The organism is Armatimonas sp., from assembly GCF_031410135.1.
Taxonomy (GTDB): domain Bacteria; phylum Armatimonadota; class Armatimonadia; order Armatimonadales; family Armatimonadaceae; genus Armatimonas.
Genome location: NZ_JANNYP010000691.1, coordinates 1 through 9,743 on the forward strand (window position 1 = coordinate 1; position 9,743 = coordinate 9,743).

General features: G+C 57.6%; 14 protein-coding genes. 5 read left to right on the forward strand and 9 right to left on the reverse strand.

What is annotated here, in order from left to right:
• The 4 genes from RMO15_RS25330 to RMO15_RS25345 all read right to left on the reverse strand — a co-directional run.
• Window positions 1–619: hypothetical protein (locus RMO15_RS25330; RefSeq protein ID WP_309719268.1), on the reverse strand; the 619-nt coding region annotated here is incomplete at its 3' end.
• A complete protein-coding gene (locus tag RMO15_RS25335) occupies window positions 616–1,119 on the reverse strand; it encodes a hypothetical protein (protein WP_309719271.1) in 504 nt (167 codons plus the stop codon). The genes RMO15_RS25335 and RMO15_RS25330, both read right to left, overlap by 4 nt.
• Before the next feature lie 130 nt (window positions 1,120–1,249).
• On the reverse strand, window positions 1,250–1,609 hold the full coding sequence (locus RMO15_RS25340; protein ID WP_309719274.1) for a DsrE family protein: 360 nt from the start codon (window positions 1,607–1,609) through the stop codon (window positions 1,250–1,252).
• Window positions 1,610–2,173 (reverse strand): cupin domain-containing protein, encoded by a 564-nt coding sequence (locus RMO15_RS25345; RefSeq protein ID WP_309719277.1) that lies wholly within the window; start codon window positions 2,171–2,173, stop codon window positions 1,610–1,612.
• A gap of 35 nt (window positions 2,174–2,208) precedes the next feature.
• Between RMO15_RS25345 and RMO15_RS25350 the strand changes: the two genes are divergently transcribed.
• Complete coding sequence (locus RMO15_RS25350) at window positions 2,209–2,511, forward strand: zinc ribbon domain-containing protein (protein WP_309719280.1); 303 nt, start codon at window positions 2,209–2,211, stop codon at window positions 2,509–2,511.
• Here the strand turns inward: RMO15_RS25350 and RMO15_RS25355 are convergent.
• Both RMO15_RS25355 and RMO15_RS25360 read right to left on the reverse strand, forming a co-directional pair.
• Window positions 2,508–3,014: a molybdenum cofactor biosynthesis protein B gene (locus RMO15_RS25355; protein ID WP_309719283.1), complete on the reverse strand. Its 507-nt coding sequence runs from the start codon at window positions 3,012–3,014 to the stop codon at window positions 2,508–2,510. The genes RMO15_RS25350 and RMO15_RS25355 overlap by 4 nt on opposite strands.
• Before the next feature lie 45 nt (window positions 3,015–3,059).
• Window positions 3,060–3,887, reverse strand: a complete 828-nt coding sequence (locus RMO15_RS25360) for a DUF1559 domain-containing protein (protein ID WP_309719286.1) — start codon at window positions 3,885–3,887, stop codon at window positions 3,060–3,062.
• A gap of 183 nt (window positions 3,888–4,070) precedes the next feature.
• On the opposite strand from RMO15_RS25360, the gene RMO15_RS25365 reads away from it, so the two are divergent.
• From RMO15_RS25365 to RMO15_RS25375, 3 genes are read left to right on the forward strand one after another with little or no spacing between them, the layout of a single operon-like run.
• Window positions 4,071–4,547, forward strand: coding sequence for a hypothetical protein (locus RMO15_RS25365; protein ID WP_309719289.1), 477 nt, complete (start codon window positions 4,071–4,073; stop codon window positions 4,545–4,547).
• Window positions 4,548–4,575: 28 nt separating this feature from the next.
• On the forward strand, window positions 4,576–5,472 hold the full coding sequence (locus tag RMO15_RS25370) for a phytanoyl-CoA dioxygenase family protein (RefSeq protein WP_309719292.1): 897 nt from the start codon (window positions 4,576–4,578) through the stop codon (window positions 5,470–5,472).
• On the forward strand, window positions 5,469–6,785 hold the full coding sequence (locus tag RMO15_RS25375) for a dicarboxylate/amino acid:cation symporter (protein ID WP_309719295.1): 1,317 nt from the start codon (window positions 5,469–5,471) through the stop codon (window positions 6,783–6,785). The genes RMO15_RS25370 and RMO15_RS25375 overlap by 4 nt, the downstream gene beginning before the upstream one ends.
• Window positions 6,786–6,919: 134 nt before the next feature.
• Here the strand turns inward: RMO15_RS25375 and RMO15_RS25380 are convergent, their stop codons facing one another.
• The 3 genes from RMO15_RS25380 to ribE all read right to left on the reverse strand — a co-directional run bounded on the left by RMO15_RS25380 (window position 6,920) and on the right by ribE (window position 9,199).
• Window positions 6,920–8,233 carry a hypothetical protein gene (locus RMO15_RS25380; protein ID WP_309719298.1) on the reverse strand — a complete coding sequence of 438 codons (1,314 nt, stop codon included), beginning with the start codon at window positions 8,231–8,233 and terminating at the stop codon, window positions 6,920–6,922.
• 20 nt (window positions 8,234–8,253) lie between these two features.
• On the reverse strand, window positions 8,254–8,661 hold the full coding sequence (locus tag RMO15_RS25385) for a VOC family protein (RefSeq protein ID WP_309719300.1): 408 nt from the start codon (window positions 8,659–8,661) through the stop codon (window positions 8,254–8,256).
• A gap of 70 nt (window positions 8,662–8,731) precedes the next feature.
• A complete protein-coding gene (gene ribE / locus RMO15_RS25390; RefSeq protein WP_309719303.1) occupies window positions 8,732–9,199 on the reverse strand; it encodes a 6,7-dimethyl-8-ribityllumazine synthase in 468 nt (155 codons plus the stop codon).
• A gap of 81 nt (window positions 9,200–9,280) precedes the next feature.
• Here ribE and RMO15_RS25395 point away from each other — a divergent pair, with 81 nt between their 5' ends.
• Window positions 9,281–9,664, forward strand: coding sequence for a BlaI/MecI/CopY family transcriptional regulator (locus RMO15_RS25395; protein WP_309719306.1), 384 nt, complete (start codon window positions 9,281–9,283; stop codon window positions 9,662–9,664).
• Window positions 9,665–9,743 lie beyond the last annotated feature (79 nt).

Here is a 9,743-nt window from a genome sequence, read left to right on the forward strand (position 1 = left end):
AGCCTGCGTGGCCGTCGGTTTCCAGCCCCAGGAAGACATTGATGTTCTCGATGCTGGCCGAGAGCGCGACTTCTAGCTCATCAATCGTGACGCCTGCCCGCGAGGCGCGAAGTTGGAGGCCCATCGCAAGACAGGCCGCCAGAGCATTGAGCACATACTCCACAGCGCTCGGAGCCGCGTCTTTCACGTCGAAGCTTGCCGGTTGCCCCACGTCCCAGCCGTGGTTTCGCGCATAAACTCGTACAATGTTGGCCCCCCCCGCCCCCGAGTTCGGGGGAGCCAGTGTAGGCTCCCAGTGGGCACGGGCACGCCATCGGTAGTTTTTCGCCTGCTCAGCGGCGGCATCTGACTCAGCCTTGCTCTCGCTGCCGCGCTGCACAAAAAAGCGATTCGTCCCCGTGCCGACCGACCAGCCGAGATAGGGATTCTTCGTCATGCGGCACCACGCCGGGAGATCCTCGCGCACTGAGATCTCCGTCGAGCAAATTTCCAGAACTCCAGAATGCGGCGTTTCCAGCATCGCCTTGCGGATAATCAGCAAGAGCCCCGAGCCGCAGTCCAGATTCCCGCCATCGCAGATATTGGCAATGGTGGGGATTTCATCAAGAGTATCGTTCATGGTTTCTCCAGACGACAGAACACGCCACTATGATGAACGGCTAGTATTGTATCAATCTTGGGGAAAATCAGAAAAATATCTTGACTCGCGCCGAAAATTTGATAGGGGAATTCATTGTAAAAGTGCTCCCAATCGCCCTGATAATCAACAGAGATAGCCATTCGTTCTTTCAAGTTAGGCGGAAAATCAAGAACTATCATAAATGTTTCCACAGGCTTGACCTGGGCTAGGAAAAATTCGATAAGTACCTCTTGCTCCCACAGGTATGTGGAGAAAGCGACATCTGGTTTTTCGAAACCCAGAACCCACTGCCAGTCTAGCAAGATTGCTTTTTGCTCTGCTATCTTCTCAACTCTAGAAGGCCAGAAATATTTCGGTTCGTTGATCTCCGCGGCGAGCCAAGGCGTGATTCTGTGAACTTCGCTGAAGACTTCCTCCCAGGAAACTCTGCGCCAGCCTAAACCTGATTGTAGTGGGATTTCAACAAGCGTATCGTTCATTTAGTATCGTGATTTCTTCCTAGTCGTAAACGAACCCGTCTCAGGGTTGCACGGCCCTCGGAACATGGAAATTTCCCACGTCCGCAGGACGGCGCAAGCTTGCAGACGGGTCGTTTACGGCACGGACGTATTAGTACGTCATGCTGGCGGTACCCTGTGAGAGGAACTCGACGGCTTTTGCGCCGCCGACGATCACCGCGCCGGGGATAAGGTTGTTCTCGTCGAGGCCGCGTTTTTTGAAGCACGGGGAGCAGACCCAGATAATCCCGCCTGCCTCGACGAAGCTGGCGATCAGCTCGCCGAGTGGCTTGAAGCCCTCTTCGTGAATATCGTCGGCGTAGCCTTTGACGGCAAGACGTGCGCCCTCAATGGACAGAAAGATAACGGTCTCTTGCTCGCTGGCGACCGAGGCATTGGCGACGACAAACCCGACCGTGGCGCGGTCGGTGTCGTTCTTGGAGTTGGTGACGCTAATCAGAATCTTTGACATTTATTTAACTTTCTTTCTTAGGAAATAGTCCGGTGCGGTGGCTCGGAGCAGGGAGTGGCCGGTCATGTTGCACCAGGCCGGGATGTCGTGGGGCGCACCGAGATCGGTGGCGCGTAGGTGGAGAATCTGGCCTGGGGAAAGCGGCAGCATCGCTTTTCGCAAGGCGATCATCAGGTCGCCGCAGCCCATCTCCTCGGTGTCGTTGAAAGCATCGGCGAGCAATTCGCCGGTGGGAGTTGTCTCCTCAGGCGTCGGAGCCTCGCCACTCTCAGGGCCGTAGAAGAAGACCCAGGTAGCGAAGTCGTCGGAAAACTCTTCAAAGCGGTGCGCAACGCCTGCTGGGACGAAGAGAAACTCGCCGGGAACAAAGGGTTTTCGGGAGTCGCCATTGACGAAAAAGCCGGTGCCCGCGATCACCACATAGACTTCGTCACGGCTATGCGGCGTCTGCAAGTCCACGCCGACAGGCTTGTAGATCTCCACAGAGAGCGAGCCGTGGGTAAAGACTTCAAGAAAGAGCTCGCCAGATTTCGTAAGCTGTGCCTGCGCCTCGGAAGCGTTCATGGGAACACTCTACCCGGCGCGATAGAATAAAAGCTATGCCAACCTATACCTACCGCTGTGATGAACCCTGTGAGACTTGCAGTGGTACGCAAGAGATCTTCCAGCGTATGTCGGATGCGCCTCTCACACAGTGTGAGGAGTGTCAGAAGCCCATGCGCCGCATTGTGAGCCTGCCGCTCCGCGCCGTGGTCAATAGCGGCAACCTCTCGGACAGTAATATCGAGGCCAAGGGCTTCACCAAGTACGTCCGCGCCGGAAAAGGCCGCTATGAAAAAGTCGCCGGGTCATCGGAAGCGCCTTCGACACTGGATGGCAACAATACATCGGACGGGTTCTAGCGCACCAGCTCCCAGGCGATGTGCTCTAGCTCGGGGGCGATGAGCTTCTCCCAGGCCAGCACGACGGCTTTATGGGAGCCGGGTGTGGAGAAAACGGCCATGCCTTGGTAGACTCCTGCTACGGCGCGGGAGAGCATCGCCGCTGCGCCCACTTGCTCCCACGAGAGCATGCGAAAGATCTCCCCAAAGCCAGGGAGCGTTTTCTCTAGCTTCTGCGCCAAGGCATCGTAGGTCGTGTCGCGCTGTGAGATTCCCGTGCCACCGTTAAAAAGCAGCACCTGGACGCCTGCCGCAATGGCCGCGTCCAGCGCCATTGCCACTTGCGCAGGCTCGTCTTCGATGATTTGGTAGAAAGCCAGTACGTGCCCCGCTGTGGCGATCTCACGCCTTAGAAACTGCCCGTTGAGGTCGGTTTCTGTGGTGCGGGTATCGCTGACGGTCACCACTCCCATGGTAATCGGGCCACGCTCGGCGGCTTTTTGCTGGTGTTCTTGATGGCTCACAAAAGAGAGAATACCCCACCCTTGCAAGCCACAAGTCAGCTCTCGCTACGGGCAGTCACGCGTGGCCGGGTTTACCGTGGTATTGGGGCGCCAGGGCAGACAAGCCGCGCTACTAGAACGATAGAAGACAGGCTGGCCTTGGCCATTAAAAGAGGCGTTATTGAGTAGCACCGGGTTACAACGCAGCCACTTTGCATGGCCATCGGCGTAGGTGATGTTCATGCCATCAGCGTGCCCCCAGAAAATCTGGTCGTCGCGTTTGTTGCCCAGCGTGTTCTCCTGCGAGACATCGTTCGAATCCAGATCGCCATCGCCGTTACCTTCCATGATCATGTAGGCATTGGCGGGCTGATCCCAAGCCGCCATTGAGGTGACACCGGTCTCTCCGACAATCGAGTCGTTGATGGCATAGTTGGCTAAGTAGGCATAGGTTCCATCGGCACGCAAAGTCAGTCGGAAGCGGCCTACCAGATCGAGCCCTATGTTCAGAGCGCGTGTCACGGTTCCTTGGCTCAGGCCACGAACCACTTGGTTACTAGGACAGGAGAAGATATTACCACTAGGCTGAGACCAGTTAGAGGGTGGGCTGGTGATGTAGTTGGCGATCGTAAACTGCCAGACATCCGCGATCACGGCAGGCACCGCCGTGGACTGGGCGGGGTACTGTTCGTCATAGTCCTGAACATACATCATCATTCCCAGACCGATCTGCTTCATATTGGAGAGACAAGCAGTCTGGCGGGCTTTTTCACGTGCTTGAGCAAAAACGGGGAAGAGAATCGCGGCTAAGATGGCAATTATTGCGATCACGACAAGAAGCTCAATGAGCGTGAATCCACGACGAGTCTGTACTAGTGCGGGGCAAGAAAACATAGTAATAAAAGTTCCTTTTAAGATCAGCTAAAGTAACACAATAAAATAAAGCACGAACTTTACATCGTATAATTAAGCAGAGTTTAATTCTTCTTGTTTTTTCTGAGAAGCCTCGTGAATCCGCCAGTTTGCAGAGGGCTGCACTTGGGAAACAGTCTATCCTTAGGAGTGGAGGCGGTGAAGATGTTTGGTCAAACAGGTGGAGTGGATATGATGACGCAGTCGGCGCTGACGAGTGTCTTGCAGGACGTGCGGGGCAGCGCGCTTTTCTACGAGAGTGCGGCGGGGCGCTACGGAAAAGCCTTTCCCTTTGCCGACATGGCCCGCACGGAGCGCCGCCACGAGCGCCTCATGCTGGGCTTGCTCAAGACCTACTCCGTCACTGAGCCGATCTCGGCAAAACCAATCGGGAAGCTACCCAGCAGCCTCACGGAGACCCTACGGCTAAGTATCATATGGGAGCAAAACACGATCAAGGAGTGCAGCCACTATCTGGGCTTTGTCAAGCAGCAAGACATCGGCGACATCATCACCATTATCAAGATCACCTCGCGTGATCTCCATCTACCCCTTCTCCAAAAAAAGCTCGCTCCCCCCGCTCCCGCCCTGACGCCCGCTCAGGTGCGCAAGATACGAGATAAAGTCAACCACGGCAGGTAAGAGCGTAGCAGATGGCGAATAGCCCCGCATGAAGACCAGCGGCTATTCGTTCCTCACCGACGAGCAAGTGGAGCAGTTTCTCACCCAGGGCTTTGTGGTGATCAAAAATGCCTTCTCGCGGGAGCAAGCAGCCCACCTGAGCCGCGATGTCTGGACGCGCTTGGGCTACAACCCTGAGGATAAAGCGACGTGGGCAAAAAATCGGATTCACATGCCGACTCTCAGCTCCGTGCTCGTGCAAGAGCTCGCCCCGCGTGCCTACGGTGCCATCTGTGAGCTCTGCGGCGGCGAGGAGCGCCTGACTTCGGCGCGCTGGGGGGATGGCTTTATTGTGAACGTAGGCGACGAGAGCCACACCACAAGCTGGGAGCCACCGAGTGCCTCCGTGCCCGGCTGGCACAAAGACGGCGATTTCTTCCGCCATTTCCTCGACTCCCCCGAGCAGGGGCTTCTGACAATTGTTCTCTGGTCGGATGTCTTGCCTACCGGCGGCGCGACCTTTGTGGCCGCCGACTCCGTGCCCGTAGTCGCAAAACATCTCGCCGCGCACCCGGAAGGTATCCGCCCCGACGGCTTTGATTTCCAAGAGCTGGTCGCGCAGTGCTCACAGTTTTTAGAAGCCACCGGCGAGGCGGGCGATGTGTATTTGATGCACCCCTACCTGCTCCATGCCTCGTCTAAGAACGCCCTGCGCCTGCCCCGGCTCATCACCAACCCGCCCGTGCACCTCAAGGAGCCAATGGACTTCAACCGTCCCGACGGCAACTACAGCCTGGTGGAGGCCGCCGTGCTCCGTGGCCTCGGCGTCGAGAGCTTTGACTTTGTCCCTACTTCCCCTCGCGAAAGAATTATCCCCGAGCGGGAGCGAATGCAGGTTAAAATGCGCGAAGAAGAAAAGGCTCGGCTGGAGGCAAGCAACGCATGAATGGTTTTTTCGCATGGTGGAAGGCAACTCCGCTCTACATTCGGATCATGATCGCCCTGGTACTTGGCGCGATTGTGGGAACGGCTTGGGGCGAGGGCGCGGCCAATCTTGAGGTGCCCGCCAAGCTGATCTTGCGCATGCTCGGGGCGCTGGCTCCGCCTCTGATTCTAATCGCCGTGATCCAGGCTCTGATGAAGACCGAGGTGCGGGGTAAGCTCGCCGCCAAGCTCGGGGGCTTGCTCGTACTCAACACCGTGGTCGCCATTGTGATTGGGCTTGTGGTCGCCAATGTGGTGCAGCCGGGCAAGCACGGCAAGCTGGAGATTCCTGCGCCTAAGGCCACGCTCTCGTCCAAAGAGACCGATCCCCAGAAGAGGCTCATCCTAGAGACGATGGAGAAATCGGGCTGGAAAGCGCCCGAGGCCAAGAAAGAGGTCTGGGAGCAGTTTCTCGACAATGTCCCCAAGAGCCTCGCGGGGCCACTGGTGGAGAACAATGTTATCGGGATCATCCTGCTGGCGCTGGCCTTTGGCACCACGCTTCGCGCCATGAAAGACCGCGCCGTCACCACCGTGATGCAGGCGGTGGACATTGCGATGGAGACGCTGGTGAGCATTCTGCACGGCATCATCCAGATCGTCCCCATCGGCATCTTTGGTATCGTGGCCTCGATTGTGGGCAAGCAGGGCTTCGCGCCGTTTGCCGCGCTGGGCTACTTCATTATTGCCGTTCTTATCGCCTTGTTCTTGCAGGCATGCTACTACCTCACTCGCGTTCGCCTCGGCTCCTGGGTGCGCCCCGGCCAGCTGCTCCAAGGCTGCCGCGATGCGCTGGTGATGGCGTTCTCCACGGCCTCGTCCACGGCGACCATGCCCGTGACGTTCCAGTGCCTCTGGACCAAAGTCGGCCTGCGGGAGCGCTCGGCGAGCATGGGCTCGCTGGTCGGCTCGAACTTCAACAACGATGGCACGGCGCTCTACGAGGCGATGTCGGCGCTCTTTGTGGCGCAGCTACTGGGCCAAAACCTCACGCTCCAGCAGCAGCTTCTCATCGTCATTACGAGTATTGTGGCATCGGTCGGTGCAGCAGGAATCCCAGAGGCGGGGCTGGTGACCATGACCCTCGTCTTCACCGCCGTGGGTCTCGACGTGCGCTACATCGCGCTGCTCTTTACCGTGGACTGGTTCCTAGACCGCTGCCGCACCATGATCAACGTCATGGGCGACATGAACATCTCCTGCCTGCTGGATGGCAAGACCCGCGAAGAGCCCAGCGAGCGCCTCCCCGACGTGCTCCTCGGCAACGAATCGTAGGCCGCCGGTTGAAACCGGCGTCTGCAATGGCGTCGTTCCTACGCCGCAAAGCCCGTGCCGGGCTACCAAACCCCAGCCCGGCACGGGCTTTGCGGCACGCAGTGCCACTGTTGACGCCTCATTCCATGGGGTGGTCATAGCCGCACGACGAGATCGAGCTTCTCGCTGTTTTTCTCCCGCTTCTCCACGCCGCCATCATCTGTGTGATCCTGCCCGACGCTGTAGAGCACGCAGCCAGCACCCTCTTTTTTGTAGCGCAACGGCTCCCCCGTCTTTGAGAACGGGTCGGCGGGAAGTGTGGGGGAGTCCGGGAAGCTGCCCATTTTGGCCTTCTCCTCGCTTAGCGCCAGCGCCGACTCTCGTAGCCGTCGAAGAGCGGCGGTATGCAAATGGGTTCTGATCGGAGCACTGGAAAACATGGGAAAGAGAATCAGAACCATCAGGTTCTGCGGGACGTTGATACGATCTAACTCCCAGCTTTTTCCCATCTGATTAAGCCATTTCCCAAGCTCCTCATAGCACCCTGTGCGCTGTACCTCCCGTATCTTGGGAAATGCCTGTCGCCAAAAAATAAGGATTTGCTTCTCCCAGATCGGTGCGGCAACCGGAGCTACAAATGAGAAAGAGCGCCATGATGACCCCATAAAGTCGTTCTCATTGTTATCATCAGCATTATTGAGCTTTCCGTCGTGAAGTAGCTTCATTGCCATGGTGTTCAAGACCAGTTCACCCCCAAAGTAGTGCTCTGGCTCTGGAGGTGAGCCGAACGCCACGAGGGTATCATGCGCTTGTACACTTGGCCCAAAGCGCTTGAGAGTCTCGATATAGCCTCTATCTGCAATACTATGAGTGGCAACATAGACAAGTGCTGCGATACTACAAGGCGTCTCACCGATGAGATTGCCAAGCTTTGCCGTGCGAGCAATATCAGCCCAAGCCGCTTTTGCATCTCTGGCAGTCCTTGCACGAAGCATCAGAACACGAGCAAAATTTCGGACTATAGCAAACTCAGGAAAGAGGAGAAGCGGCCCTTGATTCCAGTCGTAAGCTAGATCACAGTGAGGAAGCTCTGCTGCTTGCTCCAGTAAAACAATCAGATCAGCGTAGCGTGTCAGACCTTCGTCAAATGCAACCATAGCATTGGCGTCACTGGGCTTCGTCAGCAGATCGCCTGTAGCCTTTTCCCAAAGACTGCGCTCCCGCTTTGGCAGCATATTATAGCGCTCCGTAAGCTCTTTGAGGAGCGGCCCCGCGTTCTCAGAGTCTGGAATCGGAGGGTTCGGGCGCAGGTCATCAGAAGTGAGTGGGATTCCCTCGCGGCGTGCGGCCTCGCGCTGTTTCTCTAACAAGCTCGGCCCTGAGATAGAAAGCATTAGCAGGCCCATCAGGGGGGAAGTGGCCAGTGCAAGGCCGCCCCATCGTAAAATACTGCGTCGTGTCGGGTTCATAGAAAGATAAACGTATCGAGCTACGGCTTGGTTACGGCCTCAAGCACGCGATTGGCAATCTCGATGAGATTGCCGTCGGGGTCTCGGAAGTAGAGCGAGAGAATCGGCCCGGTGGCTCCGGTTCGTGCGACGGGGCCTTCGAGGATTTCCACGGCGCAGTGTGTAAGGTGCGCGGCGATCTCGGTAAGCGGCGTGTCAGTAAGGAAGCAGAGGTCAGCGGAGCCGGGTGTCGGGAGCGTGGCTTTGGGCTCTCGCTCCCGACCGGCTTGGTGCAGATTTATCTTCTGGTCACCGAAGCGCAGGGCAACCCGGCCTGCGCCGAAGGTCTGCGGCTCCATCCCGAGCACACGCTCATAAAATGCCACGGTGCTAGGGATACCGGCGACGGTCAGAACCAGATGGTCGAGTTTGAGTCCCACAAGGGTCATGATCGGAGTCCGTCCGACAGGACGTTCGGCGCGAAGCGCCTCTAGCGAGGGATTTTCAACTCCTCGCTAATTAGGCCAGCGACTTGCACAGGTTCGCCATCTCAATGGCAGCGACGGCGACCTCGGAGCCTTTATTGCCCGCCTTAGTGCCCGCGCGCTCAATGGCCTGCTCAATCGTGTCGCACGTTAAGACGCCGAAAGTCACGGGGGTGTCGGTGGCGAGCATGGCTTGCGAGATGCCTTTGCTGGCCTCGGAGGCGATGTAGTCATAGTGGTCGGTGGAGCCGCGGATCAGGCAGCCCAGACAGATCACCGCATCGTACTTGCCCGACGCGGCCATTTTTCGTGCGATCAGCGGGATCTCGAACGTCCCTGGCACACGCGCAATCGCCACTTTCTCCGGGTCGCCGCCATGCCGACGAAACGCATCAAGCGCTCCTTCGAGCAGGCGCTCGGTGATAAACCCGTTCCAGCGGGAGATAACAATCCCAATCTTGAGCCCGGTCGCGACCAGACTCCCTTCAAAAACCTGAGGCATGCGTCTATTGTACCTAAAACTTGACACGCTTTCGATTGTATGCTAATCTATTAGCATTATGCTAGAGGATTAGCACCTATTATGCACTTTACCGAGAAACTCAGCCGCCGCGAGCGGCAGATACTAGAGGCGCTCTACCGACGTGGGGGAGCGTCCGTCGCCGACGTTCTGGCGGAGCTCCCCGACCCGCCCAGCTACTCCGCCGTCCGCGCGTTCTTGCGCATCTTGGAGGACAAGGGCCACGTGACCCACACTCAAGACGGCGCGAAGTACATTTACCACCCCGTCAATGCTCGTCCGCCCGTGGCGCGCGAGGCACTCTCCAAGCTCATGGAGACGTTCTTTGGAGGTCGCCCGGAACAGGTGGTAGCCGCGCTCCTCACCGACGACGAGCGCAAGCTCTCCGACGACGACTTGGAGCGGCTCTCGGTGCTGATTACTGAGGCTCGCCAGAAAGGAAACTGAGTAATGTTGCTCTTTTTTACGGAACTGCTCGTTCGTGGCACGGCTCTGTGCCTACTTATCGCCCTGGCGCTCCTCTTGA

Excerpts from the sequence above, each read along its gene's own strand:
- RMO15_RS25360 (WP_309719286.1), bottom strand. The coding sequence starts at position 3,887 with ATGTTTTCTTGCCCCGCACTAGTACAGACTCGTCGTGGATTCACGCTC.
- RMO15_RS25385 (WP_309719300.1), bottom strand. The coding sequence starts at position 8,661 with ATGACCCTTGTGGGACTCAAACTCGACCATCTGGTTCTGACCGTCGCC.
- RMO15_RS25370 (WP_309719292.1), top strand. The coding sequence starts at position 4,576 with ATGAAGACCAGCGGCTATTCGTTCCTCACCGACGAGCAAGTGGAGCAG.
- RMO15_RS25375 (WP_309719295.1), top strand. The coding sequence starts at position 5,469 with ATGAATGGTTTTTTCGCATGGTGGAAGGCAACTCCGCTCTACATTCGG.
- RMO15_RS25345 (WP_309719277.1), bottom strand. The coding sequence starts at position 2,173 with ATGAACGCTTCCGAGGCGCAGGCACAGCTTACGAAATCTGGCGAGCTC.
- RMO15_RS25340 (WP_309719274.1), bottom strand. The coding sequence starts at position 1,609 with ATGTCAAAGATTCTGATTAGCGTCACCAACTCCAAGAACGACACCGAC.
- ribE (WP_309719303.1), bottom strand. The coding sequence starts at position 9,199 with ATGCCTCAGGTTTTTGAAGGGAGTCTGGTCGCGACCGGGCTCAAGATT.
- RMO15_RS25335 (WP_309719271.1), bottom strand. The coding sequence starts at position 1,119 with ATGAACGATACGCTTGTTGAAATCCCACTACAATCAGGTTTAGGCTGG.
- RMO15_RS25350 (WP_309719280.1), top strand. The coding sequence starts at position 2,209 with ATGCCAACCTATACCTACCGCTGTGATGAACCCTGTGAGACTTGCAGT.
- RMO15_RS25395 (WP_309719306.1), top strand. The coding sequence starts at position 9,281 with ATGCACTTTACCGAGAAACTCAGCCGCCGCGAGCGGCAGATACTAGAG.
- RMO15_RS25365 (WP_309719289.1), top strand. The coding sequence starts at position 4,071 with ATGTTTGGTCAAACAGGTGGAGTGGATATGATGACGCAGTCGGCGCTG.
- RMO15_RS25380 (WP_309719298.1), bottom strand. The coding sequence starts at position 8,233 with ATGAACCCGACACGACGCAGTATTTTACGATGGGGCGGCCTTGCACTG.